This window comes from Dactylosporangium sp. NPDC051541 (assembly GCF_044454505.1).
Taxonomy (GTDB): domain Bacteria; phylum Actinomycetota; class Actinomycetes; order Mycobacteriales; family Micromonosporaceae; genus Dactylosporangium.
The window spans coordinates 22,553-40,917 of record NZ_JBITDU010000006.1; the positions used below are offsets into that span (position 1 = coordinate 22,553).

16 protein-coding genes are annotated in these 18,365 nt (G+C 71.1%); 3 read left to right on the forward strand and 13 right to left on the reverse strand.

Features of this window, described 5'->3' with window-relative positions; translation table 11 throughout:
* Positions 1-66: 66 nt before the first annotated feature.
* Positions 67-2,226, reverse strand: coding sequence for an ATP-dependent RNA helicase (locus ACIA8L_RS26665; protein ID WP_395909079.1), 2,160 nt, complete (start codon positions 2,224-2,226; stop codon positions 67-69).
* A gap of 26 nt (positions 2,227-2,252) precedes the next feature.
* Between ACIA8L_RS26665 and ACIA8L_RS26670 the strand changes: the two genes are divergently transcribed.
* Positions 2,253-3,050 (forward strand): Fpg/Nei family DNA glycosylase, encoded by a 798-nt coding sequence (locus ACIA8L_RS26670; RefSeq protein ID WP_395909080.1) that lies wholly within the window; start codon positions 2,253-2,255, stop codon positions 3,048-3,050.
* 92 nt (positions 3,051-3,142) lie between these two features.
* On the opposite strand, the gene ACIA8L_RS26675 is transcribed toward ACIA8L_RS26670, so the two are convergent.
* Positions 3,143-3,481 carry a hypothetical protein gene (locus tag ACIA8L_RS26675; RefSeq protein ID WP_395909082.1) on the reverse strand — a complete coding sequence of 113 codons (339 nt, stop codon included), beginning with the start codon at positions 3,479-3,481 and terminating at the stop codon, positions 3,143-3,145.
* A gap of 493 nt (positions 3,482-3,974) precedes the next feature.
* On the opposite strand from ACIA8L_RS26675, the gene ACIA8L_RS26680 reads away from it, so the two are divergent.
* Positions 3,975-6,788, forward strand: a complete 2,814-nt coding sequence (locus ACIA8L_RS26680) for an NBR1-Ig-like domain-containing protein (protein ID WP_395909084.1) — start codon at positions 3,975-3,977, stop codon at positions 6,786-6,788.
* A gap of 377 nt (positions 6,789-7,165) precedes the next feature.
* Here the strand turns inward: ACIA8L_RS26680 and ACIA8L_RS26685 are convergent, their stop codons facing one another.
* The 11 genes from ACIA8L_RS26685 to ACIA8L_RS26735 form a co-directional block, all read right to left on the reverse strand.
* The gene (locus tag ACIA8L_RS26685) at positions 7,166-7,798 is read right to left on the reverse strand and encodes a DUF3455 domain-containing protein (protein ID WP_395909085.1); all 633 of its coding nucleotides are present in this window, start codon (positions 7,796-7,798) and stop codon (positions 7,166-7,168) included.
* A gap of 72 nt (positions 7,799-7,870) precedes the next feature.
* Positions 7,871-9,046 carry a HesA/MoeB/ThiF family protein gene (locus ACIA8L_RS26690; protein WP_395909087.1) on the reverse strand — a complete coding sequence of 392 codons (1,176 nt, stop codon included), beginning with the start codon at positions 9,044-9,046 and terminating at the stop codon, positions 7,871-7,873.
* Positions 9,039-9,239 carry a hypothetical protein gene (locus ACIA8L_RS26695; RefSeq protein WP_395909088.1) on the reverse strand — a complete coding sequence of 67 codons (201 nt, stop codon included), beginning with the start codon at positions 9,237-9,239 and terminating at the stop codon, positions 9,039-9,041. The genes ACIA8L_RS26690 and ACIA8L_RS26695 overlap by 8 nt, the downstream gene beginning before the upstream one ends.
* Positions 9,240-9,264: 25 nt before the next feature.
* Entirely contained in the window at positions 9,265-9,714 is a 450-nt protein-coding gene (locus ACIA8L_RS26700) for a hypothetical protein (RefSeq protein ID WP_395909090.1), read from the reverse strand.
* 3 nt (positions 9,715-9,717) lie between these two features.
* Entirely contained in the window at positions 9,718-10,686 is a 969-nt protein-coding gene (locus ACIA8L_RS26705) for a hypothetical protein (protein WP_395909091.1), read from the reverse strand.
* Between the two features lie 11 nt (positions 10,687-10,697).
* Entirely contained in the window at positions 10,698-11,678 is a 981-nt protein-coding gene (locus ACIA8L_RS26710) for a hypothetical protein (RefSeq protein WP_395909092.1), read from the reverse strand.
* A 7-nt stretch (positions 11,679-11,685) separates the two neighbouring features.
* A complete protein-coding gene (locus tag ACIA8L_RS26715; RefSeq protein ID WP_395909093.1) occupies positions 11,686-12,417 on the reverse strand; it encodes a peptidoglycan-binding protein in 732 nt (243 codons plus the stop codon).
* A 3-nt stretch (positions 12,418-12,420) separates the two neighbouring features.
* Positions 12,421-12,573 (reverse strand): hypothetical protein, encoded by a 153-nt coding sequence (locus ACIA8L_RS26720; protein WP_395909095.1) that lies wholly within the window; start codon positions 12,571-12,573, stop codon positions 12,421-12,423.
* A gap of 39 nt (positions 12,574-12,612) precedes the next feature.
* Positions 12,613-13,032 carry a hypothetical protein gene (locus ACIA8L_RS26725; protein WP_395909096.1) on the reverse strand — a complete coding sequence of 140 codons (420 nt, stop codon included), beginning with the start codon at positions 13,030-13,032 and terminating at the stop codon, positions 12,613-12,615.
* The gene (locus ACIA8L_RS26730) at positions 13,032-13,595 is read right to left on the reverse strand and encodes an RNA polymerase sigma factor (RefSeq protein WP_395909098.1); all 564 of its coding nucleotides are present in this window, start codon (positions 13,593-13,595) and stop codon (positions 13,032-13,034) included. Before ACIA8L_RS26730 ends, ACIA8L_RS26725 begins: the two co-directional genes overlap by 1 nt.
* Entirely contained in the window at positions 13,595-14,917 is a 1,323-nt protein-coding gene (locus tag ACIA8L_RS26735) for a S8 family peptidase (RefSeq protein ID WP_395909099.1), read from the reverse strand. The genes ACIA8L_RS26730 and ACIA8L_RS26735 overlap by 1 nt, the downstream gene beginning before the upstream one ends.
* A 138-nt stretch (positions 14,918-15,055) precedes the next feature.
* Here ACIA8L_RS26735 and ACIA8L_RS26740 point away from each other — a divergent pair, with 138 nt between their 5' ends.
* Positions 15,056-18,277 carry a CHAT domain-containing protein gene (locus ACIA8L_RS26740; RefSeq protein WP_395909100.1) on the forward strand — a complete coding sequence of 1,074 codons (3,222 nt, stop codon included), beginning with the start codon at positions 15,056-15,058 and terminating at the stop codon, positions 18,275-18,277.
* Positions 18,278-18,365 lie beyond the last annotated feature (88 nt).

The window sequence follows — 18,365 nt, forward strand, 5'->3', positions numbered from 1 at the left end:
CCTCCCTCGTCGTGCCTCCAAGCGTCCGGGGTGGCGCCGCGCCGATCGGGTGAGGGGCCGGGTGAGTCACTTCCGGGGCTTGGCCCGGCGGGTCGGTGGCGCGGCCGCCGGGTCCTCCGGCCACGGGTGGCGCGGGTAGCGGCCCCGCAGCTCGGCCCGAACCTGCCGATAGCCGTTGCGCCAGAACGACGCCAGATCCCGGGTCACGGCCACCGGCCGCCCGGCCGGGGAGAGCAGGTGCAGCAGCACCGGGCGGCCCCCGACCTCAGGGGTGGCCGCCAGCCCGAACATTTCTTGTACCTTCACCGCCAGCACCGGCCCCTCGGGATCGCTGTAGTCGAGGCGGACCGTCGACCCGCTCGGCACCGTGAGCCGCTCGGGCGCCAGGGTGTCGAAGTCCTTCGCGGCCGGCCACGGGAAGAGGGCGCGCAGGTCGGCCGGCCCGTCGGCGAGCGCCGCGTCGCTGACGTCCGGCCAGGGGCTCCCCTGGGTACGGTGCAGAAACGCGAGCCGGTGCCGCAGCGCCGTCCACGGGATCTCCCGCACCCGCGGCTTCTCCCGGCGCTCGGTGTAGCTCGGCGGCAGCGTGTCGGTGACCTCCCGGGCGATGTCCTCGTCGATCGCCGCGGCCAGCCGGATCCGCGCGTTGACCCGCCCCGCCGGCCGGTCGGCCACCGCGATCGCCAGCCACGGATGCCCCTGCAGCGACGAGCCGGGCGCGAGCTCGGCCTCGGTCCCGTTGGCCATGAGGTAGCCGTCGCCGTTGCGGCGGCGCCGGGCCACCCGCTCCGGGTAGGCGAGGCCCGCGATGACCCCCGCGGCCCGGTCGGCGCTCGTCTCGCGCTCCTTCGGGTTTTCGATCATTCGGTACAGCAGCGACGCCTCCCGCCGCCAGCCGTCAGTGGTCCGCTTGACGACCGTCACGTCGTCGGACGGATAGGAGTCCTGCGCGAGGACGGCCACCATCTCGGCCGCGTTGCGCGCCCCGACGATCGGCGCACCGTCCAGCAGCGCCCGGGCCAGCCGCGGATGGGCCCCGACCTTCGCGATCCGGCGCCCGCGCGCGGTGACCCTCTCGTGCTCGTCGAGCGCGCCGAGCGCCCGCAGCGTCTGCACCGCCACCGTCATGGCGGCCTCCGGCGGCGGGTCGGGCAGGTTGCCGCGGCTGCCCCAGCAGGCGAGGGCCAGGGCGAAGCCGGTCAGCTCGGCCGTGCGCACCTCGGGCTCCGGATGCGCCGGGAGCCGCTCGTCGTCGGCCTCGGACCAGCACTTGTACACCACGCCCACACCCTCGCGGGCCGACCGCCCGGCCCGCTGCACCGTGCTCGCCTTCGCCGCCCGGACCGTCTGCAGCGACCCGAGCCCGCGGGCCAGGTCGATCCGCGGCACCCGGGCCAGGCCGGAGTCGACGACGACCCGCACGCCGGGGACGGTGAGGCTGCTCTCGGCGACCGCGGTGGCGACGATGATGCGGCGCTGCGGCGGCTGCGTGATGGCCCGGGTCTGCGCCTCCGCCGGCAGCCGGCCGTGCAGCGGGACGGACGGAATGCCGCCGAGGCCCCGCCGCACCTGCTCGATCTCGGCGACCCCCGGGACGAACACGAGGATGTCGTGCTCCGTCTCGTGCCAGGCCTGACGGGTCACCTGGGCGACGTGGTCCATGGTGAGGGGCGGGCGTTTCGGCGGTACCCACCGGACGTCGATCGGGAACAGGGGACTCTCGACCTCGATGACCCGGGCGCCCGGAAGCGTGTGCCCGGGGGTCGCGGTCGCCGCCAGCAGCCCCAGGCCGGGCCGGATCGCCTCGCGCACCTCCAGGAGGAACGCGGTCGCCAGGTCGGTGTCGAGGTGCCGCTCGTGACACTCGTCGAGCATCACCGCGGCCACCCCCGGCAGCTCCGGATCGGCGAGCAGCCGCTGCACGAGCAGCCCGGTCGTCACCACCTCGACCACCGTCCGGCGGCTCGTGCGCCGCTCGCCGCGCACGGAGTACCCGATCGCCTCTCCGACCTCACCCCCGGCCAGCTGCGCCATCCGCTGCGCCGCCGCCCGCGCCGCGATCCGCCGCGGCTCCGCCACGATCACTTTGCCGTCGAGCTTGTCCGCCAGCGCCGTCGGCACCAGCGTGGTCTTCCCGGTCCCGGGCGGCGCGACGAGCACCGTCGGCCCCTCCTGGGTCGCGGCGACGATCTGGTCGAGCACTCGGCCCACCGGCAGGTTCTCCACAGAGGTCATCTTGTACCGTCGGCGGAGTGCCTGAGCTGCCAGAGGTCGAGTCGGCGCGGACCGTCGTCGCGCAATACGCCCTCGACCGGGTCATCACCGACGTCGACGACACCGACACGTGGGTCTGCCGCCCACACGCCCCCGGCTCCATCCGGGCCGCGCTCCTGGGTTCGCGCCTGATCACCGCCAACCGCCGCGGCAAGTCCATGTGGTGCGAAACCGCCGCCGGCCCCACTCTGGGAATCCACCTCGGCATGTCCGGCAAACTGGTCTTCATCGACGAGTCCGGCGACGAACACGACGGCGGCGACTACTGGCAGCGGGGCCGAGCACCCGGCGACCACCGTTTCACGCGCTTCGCATTAAAATTCGCCGATGGTACTGAACTGATGCTGGTCGACCCCCGCCGCCTGGGCCGCGTCCGCCTCGACCCGCCGGTCGAAAAGCTCGGCCCCGACGCGCTGACGGTGACGTTGAAGGCCTTTCGCGCTGCGTTCGCCAAGGGCACGGCACCGGTGAAGGCCCGCCTGCTCGACCAGGAAGCCGTGGCCGGCGTCGGCAACCTCCTCGCCGACCAGGCACTGTGGCTGGCCAAACTCGACCCGGCCCGGCCGGTGCTCGACCTCTCACCCGCCGATGTCGCCCGGCTCCATCGGGCCGTCCGGGCGGCGGTCGCGGCCGCGGTCGAGGGCGGCGGCGTCCACACGCTGTCGGTGATCCCGGCCCGGCACGAGGGCGGCACCTGCCCCCGCTGCCGCACCCTGATGCACCACGCCACCGTAGGCGGCCGCACAACCTGGTGGTGCCCCCGCGAACAGCGCTAGGCCGGCCGCCCGTTCCAGTTGCGGAACTTCGGGCGAACGCACGGTACGACTCGGCATAGACATCGTCCTTATCGGCAACCCGCGCGACCTCGTCAGCCACGATCCGGGCAGCTCGCCGCGTCGCCCCGTCCAGAGCCGCCACGATCGGCAGCAGCACGTACCGCTCGTGTTTCAGGAGCAGTCCCGAGTGCTTGATGCCGGCCGTAAATGTCGAGCGCCTTCTCGACAGGCAGGTGACGAACCCCGATCACCGGGTTGACATGGAGCGTCTCCGGCAGTGACCAGGTCGCCAGGTTCAGTCCGAGCCAGCCGGTGACTCCCGGGTCGGGCCGGGGATGGATGAGCAGCCTGCGGCGCTTGGCGACGAAGCCGCGCCGGCGGAGGGCGGCGGCACAGGCGTCCTGGCTCGCCGCGGTCAGACTTTTCGACATCCGCCCACCTCCGTTGCGACCTTATGGGCCGGCAAGCTCTGGATCCGGGCGCGTCGTCGACTCACGAGACCTGCATGTGACCTCGCTGGTGGAACGGCCCGATTTTTCTTGAGCTCATCCGACTGGGATGTCGTCGAGTGTGGATGGGTCGGCAGATACGTTGTTCGGTCCAATCGGGACGCGCGGACACCGCTAGAAACGATGAAATGACTCGGTGCCGGTGGTCGGTGCGGCCGCACACTTTCAGGTTAGGTCGATCGGATGCGCTGGCAGTCGACCGGAGGTTCGGTGCCACTGACGGGCTGGTGTGGCGCCTTGCAAAGTCCAATCAATCTGACTCGGCAGCGGATCGGCGTCAGCACGAGATTCGGTATTTTTCATCTGTGCTCAATCGAAGCGGGCGTCGCCCGCGGTGGCGCACTCGTCGTCAATGCGACTGATCAGACCTCCGAAAGAGTCAAATGTGAAAAGATTTTCACGATCTAGAATCCCGGTGCGTGCGTTTCTGCTCGCCAGCCTCATCGCCGGAGCACTTGGGGGGCAGATCTCGCCGAGCGACGCTCGGGCGGCGACGGAAACCCACGTCACGAGCAGCGACCTCAAGGTGGTCCGAACGCTCCGGTCGGTTGACCTGACTACGTGTATCAATCAGATCATGGGTTTGTCTCCTGTTCCGGGCCGTACGCTGGCGCAGCGACAGGCTGCGGCGACGGCGAGTTGTGCTGCGCTCAACAGTTCTTCCAACGAATTCCCGCCGAGTTCATTCAACGGGGAAGGCGGGTGGCAACGTTTCGTCGGGACCAAGGAATATCGCGGGTATGCGACCCTGCCAAGATACGACTTGAAATGCCTTGACGGGGCCGTGGCGACCATCGCTACGGCGGGATCTGCCACAAACAGCCCCGGATATACGAAGGACGCCGTTCCCGGAGTAGCGACAGCCTATGCCGCGGCCGAGTCACCGACGAGTGACATCGCGTGGAGCGGCCTGTTCGCGACAGCTCAACCTGTCTACATCGAGGCGTCGGATCATAAGTCGGTGGTCGTGAGCGTGCGAACTGCGGCCCGGATCGCGTATGTTGACCGGATCGGCCAATACGGGGCACTGGGTTATGACGCGCCCTTCATCTGGTTTGCGTTGCACGAAAAATTGAGCTGTGACGGCACGAAACGTGCGACGGTCACGTATTCCGATTTCCCGGGAATCACGGTCTACGCCAACAACAACCAGGTGGACAGGGATCAGCAATCCGTCGAGCTCGGGCGGTTCATCTCCAACGGCGGGCGGCTGCCGACCGCGCTGACTCCGGGTATCGGCCGGTTCGATCCGATCTGCCGGACGTATGCGGTGAACGCCTCGGGCTACACCGTTCCGGCCATTCCGTCGCGGCCCCTGAAGGCGGACTGCACTGTGGGCAAGGAGACCGGTTGGCTCCTCGACCGGCGCGACTACGCCGTCTCCGTGTATCCAAATCAGGGCCTCGCCTCGAGCGGCAACATCACACCGGTAGCGCTGGAACCGCCGCCCCCACCGCCGACGGCAATACCGGCGCCGACGACGCCGACGCCTAAGCCCGCTGCCCCTACGCTGCGCTCCTCCGGCAAGACTTCGACCACGGCGAGTTTGAGCTGGTCGAAGGTTGGCGGCGCAACGTCGTACACCGTGTACGACGGCACCACTTCGGTGGGGACGACGACCGATCCGACGGTCACGAAGACCATCACAGGACTGGCGCCGGCCAGCACGCACCGATACACAGTGCGAGCCAGGAATAGTGCCGGGGAATCCGCATCGAGCAACACCGTCCAGGTGAAGACGCTCGACAGCTACACCTATTCCTTCGTATCGCAGTCTGCGTCCGGTGACCTCGCCCATGCCCGGCCCGGGCAGGAGTTCACCGTCACGCTGAAAGTGAAGAACACGGGGACCGCGACATGGTCGCCAAGCGGCGCCGCCCCGGTTTTCCTGGGCACAACGCGACCGAATGACCGGGCCAGTGCGATGCAGGCCTCCGGATGGATCACGCCGACCCGACCGGCACGGCTGCTGGAAACCAGCGTGACGCCCGGTGGCACAGGCACGTTTGTCTTCCCGGTCCGGACGCCGGACCGGGCCGGAGCGCTGACCGAGTACTTCACGCTTGTCGCAGAGAACACCTCATGGTTCAACGACACCGGCGTCAGCGTCACCATCACCACAATCCCGATCGTCGGAGCGGCCGCGCGGCCCGGGACCAACGGCCAGTGGAACGTCGCCGCCGACGGAGGCGTGTTCGCCGAGGGCGGTGCGCCGTTCTTCGGGTCACACGGCGGTTCGGCACTGAACGCGCCGATCGTAGGAATCGCGGCGACCAGGTCAGGCAACGGCTACTGGCTAGTGGGCGCGGACGGCGGGGTGTTCGCCTACGGCGACGCGTCCTTCCTCGGCTCGATGGCCGGCAAGCCACTCAACCGGCCGATCGTCGGGATAGCCGCTACGCCCTCAGGCCAGGGGTACTGGCTGGTCGGTGGCGACGGTGGGGTGTTCGCCTACGGTGACGCAGTCTTCCTCGGTTCGATGGGCGGCAAGGCCCTGAACGCCGCGGTCGTCGGAATAGCGGCAACTCCTTCGGGCCGGGGGTACTGGCTGGTCGGTGGCGACGGCGGGGTGTTCGCCTACGGTGACGCCCAGTTCGCCGGATCCATGGTGGATAGACCGCTGAACAAGCCCATCGTGGGCATCGCCTCCGACGGCACTGACGGCGGCTACTTCCTCGTGGGAGGGGACGGAGGGATGTTCGCCTTCGGTTCGGCCCAGTTCCTCGGCTCGGCCGGGAGCAGCCCAACGACCCGACCCACCGTCGGCATGTCGGTCCGGGCCGCGGGATACCTGACGATCGACGCTGCCGGTGCGAGCCGCTTCTACAACGGAACCGTATCGGCACCCGCGCCGCCGCCACCGCCTCCGGCGCCCCCGGCCGCTCAGGCCGAGCCGACTGCCTTGTACGCGAACCAGACGCTTGATGCCGGCACGCGACTGGTCTCCGGCAACCAGCAATACGCACTGGTCATGCAAGGCGACGGCAATCTCGTGGAGTACGCGCCCGGCGGACGCCCGGTCTGGGCCTCAGGCACCAATGTGCCGGGCACCGTGCTCGTCAACCAGGGTGACGGGAACATCGTGCTCGTCGCACCGGGCAACCGGGCTATCTGGGCCACCGGCACCAACGGCAACCCGAATTCCGTGCTCGTCGTCCAGGACGACGCGAACGTGGTCGTCTACGCCCCTGGCAACCGCCCGATCTGGGCCAGCGGAACCCACCCCTGACCCTAGCCGCCGGAATGACAGAGGCGGCCTCCCGCAAATCGGGAGACCGCCTCTCTGCCGGCAACCGCAAACGGCTGACCGCCGCTGTCAGGCTCGACAGCGGAGCGAAGATCGGCTCTCCGGGTGAGAGCGGCTGCGCGGGGCTGGTGCACAGGTCTGACCGGGCTGGCCTCGAAGGCCGCGGTGTCGGGCCGGAACCCGAGCATGACGTCGACGATCGGGACGCCGGCGGGTCTGTGCGGCGGCGATTGCCGAGCGCGGGCGGGGTGCGGCCGACCGCAGTGTGGCGCGCGTCCGGGCCGGCTCGGGCCCGAACGCGCGTGAACGGTCCGCACCCGGCGAACCCGATCGGGGTCGCCGGAACGGCCTGGGGTGGGTCAGTCGAGGGTGCGGGCGGCCGGCTTGCAGGAGACCCAGAAGACGTAGTCGGCGCCGTAGGTGACTGAGACCGGGGTGTCGGTGGTGGGGGAGCAGGCGCCGGTCGGGCCTACGCCGCCGGTGGTGTTGACGCGGCTGATGAAGCTGACGCGGTCGAGTTCGCCTGGCTTGGTGTTTTCGTGGGCGGCCACGTGCAGGAGGAGCCAGGCGATCGTGCCGGTTTTCGGGACGGTCTGGTCCACGGCGCCCAGGACGATCGAGTGGTCCGTGTCCGACTCCCAGCGTGGGCCGGCGTAGTGGTGGATCGTGGTCGCCGGGCGGCCGTAGCGCTGCAGGTGTGCCTCGGGGGTCGACTTCGTCGCCCAGGTGCCCGTGCCGTCGGCGTTGGCGGTGCAGGCGTACGTCTGGGTGCCGGTGACCACGCGGTAGGCCGCGCCGATGCGGAAGCCCGCGCCGGGTGTGGGGGCACCGGCCGGGAGGCGGAAGTGGCTGCCGGCGGTGGCGTCGACGGCGGCGGCGTCGGTGGAGGCGGACGCCGTGCCGGTGCCGACGGCGGCGGCGAGGACGGTTGCGGCGAGCACGGCCGACGTCACGCGGTGCCGGCCGACCCATTGCCGGACTGCTGAATACATCACGGCACCCATTCACGCACGCGGGTACACGAATCAGGGGCTTGATCGGCGGTGACAAATGTCAACGCGATTTTATCGATCCAGGTCGGCCTCCGGGCCGTACACGGAGAAAGGCGAGATTCCGCAGACCGGGCACTGCTCGTTGCGGGCCAGGCCGATGCCGTACCAGCGTAGGATGCTCAGCTCGTCCACGCCCGTGGTCATCGGCGTGAGTGTCGCATATTCGGTGCCGGGCTCCCGCCGGTTGAGCCACAGATACAGCGGTGCGACGAGATCCTCATGCAAAGATCCAAGCGTCGTGGGTACTCCCTGGAGCAGTTCGAGCAGCGCCAGTTTCGCGACCTGCAGCGACACCGGCACGATGTCACTGGAGAGTCCGGGCTCGACGGCCACGGGGCGGTCCGAGTAGGCGATCTGGGCGGCGTCGGCGTCGCTGCTGACCTCGCGGTCGCCGGCCATGCCGGGCAGGGCGCTGACGAAGCACTGGTAGCACGGCGACAGGCCGGGCACGACCCGCAGCACCTGCCCGCCGTACGCGCGGCGGAACACACCCGCGTAGATCGCGGGGAGGCCGGCGAGCACGCAGATGCGGTTCACCAGCAGCCGGCTGGCGCGGTTGTCGGTCGCGCAGACGACGACGTCCGGTGCGAACTCGGCGAGCCGGTCGGTCAGGGCGTCGATGGTGGTGTTGCCGATGCGCAGCGGGCTGGTCGTGATCTCGGCGGCGGGGTGGCGGTCGAGGACCATGTCCCGCACGGCGTTCGTCTTCAGCCGGCCCACGTCGGACAGGCCGCACTCGTGCCGGCAGACGTTGCTGATCTCCAGCCGGTCGTCGTCGACGAGCAGGAACCGGCCGACGCCGGAGCGGGCCAGTTCGCGGACGATGAAGCTGCCGCCGGAGCCGAGGCCGAGCACCGCGACCGCCTTGCCGGCCAGGACGTCGGTCTCGAAGATGCCGCGGACCCGGTCGAAGACGTCGGCCCGCTCCGGCACGACGGTCGCGGGTAGGGGCTCGCCGTCGGCGAACCACTCCGGCCGGCCGTCGACGACCCGGCAGACGACACCTGGCCCGGTTTCGTCGCCTCGGGTCACCCGCAGCGCGTCGCCCGGCTCGCCTCCGGGCTCGTCCAGCGCCTCGGCCAGGTCGCCGTCGTCGCGGTACCGAAGCCGCAGCATTGAAATGTGCTCATCGAGCAGCCGCTGGACGGTGGCGGCGCCGATCACGAGGTGGCCCGGGCGGTCAGGCACGGCACAGTCCGGCGAACGACCGCATGTCCTCGGCGGTGATCTCGGCGGCGTCGGGGCCGGTGTTCTCCCACGACGACGCCACCTCGAACTTGCCGGTCTTCGGGTTCAGGACCATCTTCTTGCCGGGGTTGCCGACCCCCTTGGACTCGCGCTCGAGGTAGCTGCGGATCTCATCGTGGTCGTTGGTGCTCATGGTGTCCTCTCTCGGGGGCGCGGCGTCAGCCGTCGATCAGGAACTCGCGGATCATGCGGCCGTCGTCGAGATGGCACTCGTACGCGGTGATCCACAGCATGGATTTGCGCAGGACCTTGACGATGGAGAAGTCGGCGCTCCAGTGCTCCGGCCGCACGATGCAGATCCGGGTCCAGCCGGGCCGGTCGCTTTCCCACGTGTGCATGACGTGGCTGGTGCGCCAGCTCTCGATGGTGCGCAGGCTGCGGTAGCCCAGCAGCGGCGTCGGATAGCTCACGTAGGTGTCCGGCGGCGCGTCCGGATAGGACTCCGGCAGGTGTACCCGGATCTCGTACTGCCGCCGCAGGTTGCTGGTCCACCACCCGCTGACGTACGTGTCCGCCAAGGGATTGAAGAACTCGAACCCGGGCAGGTACTGCCGCAGGTACGCCTTCTCCTGCGCCAGGCGTGTCTGCTGGTACGGTCGCCAGCCCATCGGTCACCGCCTCCTCGACTGGGTCAGAATCTGGTAGCCGGCCTCCACGGCCTCGCTGAGGTTGCGCGGGCCGTCGAGCAGCTCCTGCCGCGGCGCATGCCCCCGTACCGTCGCGACGAGGCTGAACGCGACCGGGGTCTGCCCGTCCCAGCCGAGGTGCACCTCGACCGCCTCCCGGGACGGCGAGCGCATGGTGAGCCGCACCCACTTGCCGCCGTTCGTGGTCGCCATCTCGCAGCGCACGCCGGTCGGAGCCGAGGCCAGCGCCGGCTCCAGGTACGTGTGCAGGTACGACTCCAGATCGGGGATCTCCATCCGGCTCGCCGGTATCTCCGCCGGCTTCTCCTTCCGCCCGAGGAACCGCTGGAGCAGGCCCGGCGCGTCTTCGGAGCGGCCCGACAGGTGGCCCGTCGACTGCTCGTGCTTGAGCGGCGGCGCCGCGCCTGATGGGGCCGCGGTCAGCGCGCCCGGCATCGGCCCGGACCCGGCCTGCAGCGCGGTCCGCACCGGGCTGACGCCGGGCAGCACGACCAGCTGCGTCGGGACGTGCTCGCCCTGCGGCGCGTCGACGTACACGTAGGGCTTGACGGCCACCTCCCGGCCGCCGTCGGTGAAGTAGCACAGCAGGTCGCAGAACCACGGGCGGTTGTTGCGCTCGGCGAAGCGCATCGTGCGCTTCAGGTCGCCGCCGCTGAGCTCGTGCAGGCCGATGCCGTGGTGGGAGTGCCACAGCCCGATGCCCTGGATGCCGTGCAGCTCCAGCAGCCGGTGGTCGAGGTCCCGGTGCAGCTGCAGATCCTGCTCGAACTGGTACTGCTGGCGGATCGCGCCGGGCCCGGGCCGGGTCGCCAGCATGATGGTCGGGTTGCCGCCGACGGTCCACAGCCCGTAGAGGCTGCCGCCCGTTTCGATGCTCAGGTGCGTCGAGGTCTCGTGCCCGATCAGGTCGAGCTCCGATTGGAAGATTCGCACGGATGCCGGGTTCACAGCAGCGCCTCCACGATGTCGGCCAGCGTGCACTCGGGCGTCCAGTCCGCCGCGCCGAGCTCGATGCGGCTGCCGCCGGCGATGATGGTTACGGGCGGAGTGTCGGGATAGTCCGCGTCGACCACGAAGACGACGTCGCCGCTCGGGCCCTCGACGTGCAGGCCGATGTAGTCGTCGGCGATCTCCTCGGCGGTGACGGTGTAGCCGGCCGCCGCCAGCACCGCCGCCTCCCGCTCCAGCCGGGCCGTCCGCTCGGCCGCGGACTCGCCGCGGGTCTGGGCCAGCAGCCCCGGGTCGACGCCGAACTTGACCTGCCAGTAGGAGTCGACGAGGGCCAGCAGGAACCACGTCACCGTGTAGGCGACGACGTCTTCGGCGCTGCGCTCGGGCACCGCGGCCAGGTTGATGTGCCGGTGGGCCGGGCCGCGGCCGTTGTCGTCCCAGCTGTACCGCGCGATCAGGGCGGCCTGCGCGGGTGCCTTGCCGGCCGCGGCGAACCCGGTCGACAGGTGGGCGAGCGCGGTCGTGGTGGCGCCGTTGACGGTCAGGTAGACGACGACGGCCGGCTGCGGCGCGAACCGCTCGGCGGCGGCCCGGGCCCCGGCCAGGCTGCGCACCGGCCCGCCGGCCGTCCGCTCGACCGGCACGACGTCGGCGCGGGCGCCGATCCCGTCGATCTCGCCGAGCAGCCGCCGGACGGTGTCCGGCACCCCGGCCAGCGACGGGTCGGCCTGCGTCGGAACCGCCGCGACCACGATGGCCGGCCGGGCGTCGGTCTGCGACCGTTGCTGCGGCACGGTCGGCCGCTCCGCCTGCTTGAGGCGGAGCGACCGCTCGAAGCCGCGCTGCTCGTGTCGCTCGGCGAGGTCGGCCCGCAGCTGCTCCACCCGCAGGCGGCTGCGGGTCTCCACCCAGGTCAGCACGATCTTGGGCACGACGCTGACCAGGCCGAACACGAATGCGGTCAGAGGGTCCACGGGCCGGTCAATTGACGGGCTGAGCGAAGGACGCCCGCCAGGTGATCGGGCCCACGATGCCGTCGGCCTCCAGGCCGTGCTGCTGCTGGAACCGGACCGCCACGGCCTTCGACTTCGGGCCGTAGATGCCGTCCGCCTCGAGCGTGAAGCCCAGGGCGATCATGCGGGTCTGCCACTGCCGCACGTCATCGCCCCGCATCCGGGGCTGGCCCTCGGTGAACTTGAACCGGCGGCCCGGGAACCCCGGCGCCGCGGACACGCCCTGGGCGCGGCCGAAGAAGCCGCGCAGCAGCGGGCTGTGGTCGGTGTCCGCGGTGTCGCGGAACACGCTGATGTGGGTGTGGTCGACGTGGTTGTCGCCGTCGTAGCGCTCGGCCGGGTACCCCTTCAGCCCGGAGAATTTCTGCTTGTGCACGCCGTCCAGGGAACCGATGATCTCGCGGACCTGGGGGAACGCGCCGTTGCGGCACTGGTTGACGAGCCAGGCCAGCCAGGCCCGGGACGAGGACCAGCTCATGCCCATGTCGTATGCGCAGGCCGCGGTCGGGAACCGGTGGGCGCCGGCTATGTCGCGGGGCTGCTGCATGGAGTAGTCGTCGTCATCGACGATCCGGTCGGGGCCGAGATGGTAGCCCGACCGGTGCGCGGCGTCGCCGACGATGCCGAGGAAGTGCTCCTTGCCGATCTTCTCGTCGGCGAACTGGCGCAGCTGGGTGAGGCCCGGGGCGTTGACGCTCATGGCTCACGCCTCCCCGGTGCGGAAGCCGGCGGTGGTCAGGAGGTCCTGGAGCAGGCGCTCCGCCTCCGGGTCGGGTTCGCCCTGGAGGTCGGCGCTCACCGGTTGACTGTCGCGGGGCGTGGTCTCATCGGCCACGAGCTCAATGGGTTCGGTCATGCCTCTCAGATGCGCCGGTGCGGGCTCTGATACAGCCGATCACGCGGAAATCCATTGCGTCACAACGACTTCGGCGTCGGACACCCGACACTTGAGCCGGAACGGGCCGGGCGCCGGGACCGGCACCGCGAACCGGCCCAGCGCGTCGGACGTCCCGGTCGCGCGGGCGTCGCCGGCCTCCACCTCGTAGCGCACCACAGCGGCCGGCTCGACCCGCACCACCAGCCGGCGGCCGGGCGCGACCTCGATGTCGATCGTCAGCGGCCCGCCCTCGAACGTGAGCAGCCGCGGGCCGCCGGCCGCCCGCGCACCCGTGGCCACCAGGGAGTCGAAGACCAGCCGCGCGAGCTCGGCGTCGACCCGGCGGTCGAAGGCGGCTATCGCGGCCGGCGCGAGGTGTGGGGGTACCGGATCAAACCGGTCCAAAGCCCGCTCGAGGTCGTCCTCGATGTCCCCCATCAGCCGGCCACCTGCGCCCGCAGCCGGTCGAGGCAGCGCGCGCGGTTGGGCCCGATGCTGCCGATCGGGATGCTCAGCAGCTCGGCGATCTCGGCGTAGCTGGGCCGCGGCGCGGTGACGAGCAGGCGGAGCAGCTGCTGGCAGCGGTCGGGCAGGTGGCGGAACGCGGCCCACATGCGCTCCAGGAGCCGCTCGTCGTCGGCCGCCTGCTCGGCGTCGAGGACGGCCCGCTCGGGGGAGCCGTCCTCGACGCCGCGGTCGAGCAGCCACGGGTCGCTCGTGACGGTGAGGCGGCCACCGGCCCGGATCACCATCAGCGACTCGTTGCGGGCGGTGGTGGCCAGCCAGGCCGCGACCCGGTCGGGCTGCTTCAGCCGGTCGATGTGCTCGGTGAGGCGGAGCCAGGTCATCTGGTACACCTCTTCGGCATCGGCCTTCTCGAGTTGATGGGACCGGGCGACCGCCCACACGAGCCGGCCGAAGCGGTCCACGAGCGCGGCCCAGGCCTCGCGGTCCCCGCCCGCGGCCGCGGTCACCAACGTCGCGGTCTCCTCGTTCTGCATTACGGCTGGCGGTCTTCCTCGAACAGTACCGGCAACGGCCGGCCGTCGGCGCCGTCCCGGATCGTGTGCGTGCGGCGGCTCAGCAGGTATTGCGCCGCCTCCCGCGACGTGCGCTTCACCCCGTCGAGGTCCATGCAGCGGGCGATCCGCCCGGCCACGATCGGGGTGGCGAACGAGGTGCCGCTCCAGCGGGCGTACCCGTCGAAGTCGACCGCCGCCCCCTGCACGCCCGCGGTCACGCACGTGCAGCCGGGGTACAGCGGGTTGTAGCCGACGTGATAGCGGCAGTCGCGGGTCACGTCGTGCACGTTCTCGTATCGCCCGGTCGCGAAGATGTTCACGAGCCGCTCGCCGGCCGCGTAGACGCTGACCCACTCGCCGCAGTTGCTGAAGCAGGCCCGGCCCGCCTCGTCCTCACGGAGCGCGCCCACGGCCACGATGGCCCGCGAGTCCGCGTATCGCGGAGCCAGGGCCGCGGGCCAGAACGGCTGACTCGGCTCTCCATCGTTGCCGGCGGCGGCTACCAGTACCGTCTCCGGATGCTCGTCCACGAGCTTGCGCACGAACTCCTCGAGCCCGACCAGCGGTTGATCGTCGACGGTGGGCGCGCCGGCCGACAGGCTGATGATCGCCGGCCACGGCCCGTCCGCCGGCAGCTCGTCCAGCAGGATCCGGCCGAGGTCGAACTCGCTCAGCGAGCCCGCGTGCTGCAGCGCCCCGGACACCCGCAGGTTGACGCCGGGCGCCACGTTGCGCAGGACACCGGCAATGAAAGTGCCGTGGCCGTAGTACTGGGTGATGGTGCCGGGCGGCGGCTGGTCCCGCAGGTCGCCGACGATGTCGGAGATCGGCCCGAACTCCCGGTACTCCGACAGCAGCCCGGTGTCCACCACGAGCACGTCGACGCCCTGGCCGGCTTCGGCGTCGTGGTATGCCGGGGGTGTGACGAGCTCGACGGGGTCGCGCTTCGACCGGGGCGGGAGGGTCGGCTCGTCGGCCGGGCAGCTGTTCACCGGGGTGATCGTGACCAGGTGGTTGTGGAACACGTCGGGGTCCTGGCCGGCCTTCGCGTCCGTCGGCAGGCGAGCCACCCCGGGCGCCCGCTTGATCTCCTCGTCGCCGCGCAGCGTCAGCCGCGACCGCACCGCCGGCAGGTCGGCCTCGCGGACCAGGACGAAGCCCGGCTCCACGAGGTATCGGGGTGTGGCCCGGCGGTCCTGCTCGGTGCCGGGCGGACCGACCTCGACCTGGAAGTCGGCGGCGCGGATGCCTTCGACCTGTTCGTAGAACCGCTGTTGCGGATCGTGCAAGGGACGTGCCATCGGCGAGCCTTTCTCGCGATTGCGTTGGGGTTCGGGTTCGGGTTTTCATCCTCGCGAGTGCGTTTGGGTCTTCAGAGGAGTGATGGCTCAGGTGTCCGTCTGATACACGCCTTGCGGTCCTAGCTTTAGCATCGGCGAATGCCGGATCGCATCGGGCGAGCGGCCGGGATTGCCAGTCCGGCGCTCTTGTTGCCGATGGTCTTCGCGCGCCCGCGGGAGGCGGTGGCCGGGGCGCGGCGCGTGCTGGCCGCGGACCCGTCACCGTTCGACGCCTCGATCGCCCAGCAGGTCCTCGGCCTGGTCGAACGCGACTTCGGCGATGCCGCCGCCGCGGTCGGGTCCCTGCACCTCGCCGTGCGCCTGGCCCGCCGGTCCGGCTCCGCCGAACGGGAGGCCGACGCCCTCGCCGCATACGGCGTCGCATTGATCCACTCTGGACGGACCCGAGCCGGCCTGACCCGCCTCGACCGCGCCGTCCGGCTGGCGGCGGGGGCGGAGGCGGCGAGGGTACGCTTCCGCCGCGCCCGCATCCTGTGGGTCCTCGGCCTCCACGCCGCCGCCCTGGACGACCTCCGCCGCGCCCTGCCCGCCCTGCGCCGCGCCGGCGACACGATCTGGACCGCCCGCGCCCTGACGCTGCGCGCGCTGCTCCGCCTGGCCTCGGGCGCGGCCGCGGCGGCCGAGGACGACCTGGGCCTGGCCGAGCGCCTCTTCGCCACCACCGACCAGGCCCACGACGTCGCCGTGGCCGTGCACAACCGGGGCCTGGTCGCCTTCCGCGCGGGCGACCTGCCGGCCGCGCTGGCCCACCTCGACGACGCTGCCCGCCGGTACCGCCGCCTGGGCACCCCCGCACCGGACCTCACCATCGACCGCTGCGCCGTGCTGCTGACGGCGGGCCTGGCGCGGGAAGCTCTGGACGTCGCCGACGCGGGGGTGCTGGAACTCGAGTCGCTGCGCGGCCAGGCGACCCGCAAGGCCGAACTGCTCCTGGCCGCGGGCCGGGCCGCGCTCGCCGCCGCCGACCCGGTGACCGCCTCGTCCCGGGCCGCCGCGGCCGGCCGGCTCTTCACAGCCCAGCGGCGGGACTGGTGGGCTGTTCATGCTCGGCTGGTACTGCTGCAGAGCCGGCCTTTCTCGCCTGTGCTGGTGCGGCAGGCGGCGGCGGTGGCGGCGCGGCTGGAGGAGCTGCACTCACCGGAGGCCGGCCAGGCCCACCTCCTCGCCGGCCGGGCCGCCCTCGCGCTCGGCCGCACGGCTTCTCCGCTTGGCCGTGCGGGTCCTTCGCTTGGTGGCACGGCGTCTTCGCTTGGCCGTGCGGATTCTTCGCTCGGTGGCATGGGTTCTTCGCTTGGTCGGACGGCTTCTTCGCTCCGGCGCGCCGGTTGGCTTACCGTTGCTGATCGGCACCTCGCGTTCGCGGCTCGCGACCGGGTGCGGGGGTCGGCTCTGGTTCGTGCGACGGGGTGGCTCGCGGAGGCCCTTCGGTGCGAGGCGGCCGGCGACTCCCAACGGACACTGCAGGCGTGCCGGCGCGGGCTTGATGTGCTGCGGCGGTACCAGAGCAGCCTGGGCGGTTCGGAACTGCGCACCCAGTCGACCGCTCGGGGGGCCGAGTTGGCGGCGGCCGCTTTGCGCACTTGCTTGCGGTCCGGCGGGGCGCGGAGCTTGCTGGAGTGGTGCGAACGCTGGCGGGCGATCGCTTTGGCGGTCCCGCCCGCAAGGTCCGACGCGGACCGTGCCGACTCCGACCGTGCCGACTCCGACCGTGCCGACGCTGACTTCGGTCGTGTGGACGCTGACTTCGTTCGTGCGGACTCAGACCGTGCCGACGCTGACTTCGTTCGTGCGGACGCTGACTTTGATCGTGCCGACTCTGACCGTGCCGACGCTGACTTTGATCGTGCCGACTCTGACCGTGCCGACGCTGACTTTGATCGTACCGACTCTGACCGCGCCGACTCGGACCGGACTCCCGCTGATCCGGCCGACGGTGACTTTGATCGGGCCGATTTTGACCGGGTCGATGCCGATCGCGGAATGCGCTCGGAGTTGGTGCGGTATCGAGAAATCACCGCACGATTGGCCGAGGCGCAGTCCGCCGGACAGGCCGCTCCACACTTGCAACGTGCGCAACTCGCCCTGGAACGACGCATTCGCGCAAGATCCTTGCAGCGCCCAGGCGACGGCGGCGGTTTCGTGCAACTGCGCCCCGTCGTCCCGTCGCTGCTGACAAGCCTCGGCGCAACCCAGCTGCTCGAACTTGTCGATATCGAGGGCCGGCTGCACGTTCTGTTGTGCTCCGACGGCCATGTGCGTCGCTTTGTGGCCGGCCCGACCGCCGACGTGGCCGCGGAGCTCGAATTCGCACGGTCCGGCCTGCAGCGTCTCGCGTTCGGCGGCGGCCGCGGTGGTGAGGACGTCCGCGGTGGTGAGGACATCCGTGGTGGCGAGGACGTCCGCGGTGGTGGCGGCGGCGGAATGGAAGGCGGTGGCGGCGGCCGCGGTGGTGAGGAAGGCCGCGGTGGTGGCGGAGGCGGAACGAGAGGCGGCGGAATCGGAGGCGGCGGCGGACGGCGCGCGGCCGCGACGATGGCGGCGCTGGATGCAAACGGCGTGCGGTTACAAGAGCTGCTGCTGGGTGATGCCGCAACGTTGTTGCGCGGCGGCCCGGTCGTGCTGGTGCCGCCCGCGTGGATGCAGGGCCTGCCGTGGGCTTTACTGCCAGTCCTACGCCCCCTGGCCTTCTCCGTAGCCCCCTCGGCCAGGGCGTGGCTGCGCGCGCGCTCGGTCCCTGAGCCCACCCAGCGCGATGTAGTCCTGGTGTCCGGCCCCAACCTGGCCGGCGGACCACTCGAGGTGGCGGCGATCGCGAAACTGTACGAACAGCCAACCGTGCTGGACGGTGTCCAGGCAACCGCGGGCCGGGTGCTCGACGCGCTGGGCGGCACGTGGCTAGCACATATCGCCGCGCACGGAACGTTCCGCGCGGACAGCCCCCTGTTCTCGGCACTGCACATGCACGACGGCCCGCTGACGGTGCACGACTTCGAACGCCTGCGAACCGCGCCCTACCGTCTCGTCCTCTCCAGCTGCGACTCCGCCCGCCTGGCCCCGTCCGGCGCCGACGAACTGCTAGGCCTGGCGGCAGCCCTGCTACCCCTGGGTACCGCCGCGATCGTAGCCAGCGTCGTCCCAGTAGACGACGCCGCGACGGCCGGCCTGATGCAAACCCTGCACCGAGGCCTGACCTACGGCCTGACCACAGCCGCGTCCCTGGCCGCGATGCGCGCAGAGGCCGCCGATGACCCGCTGGCAACCGCCACAGCCTGCGCGTTCACAGCAATCGGCGCCGGCTGACGAGGCCCCTTGCCGTCCGTAGCACGGGTCTCGGCTTCGGCGTTGCCGCTCAAGGTCGCCGGGCGCTTGTGCGGGTCGTTGATGCTTG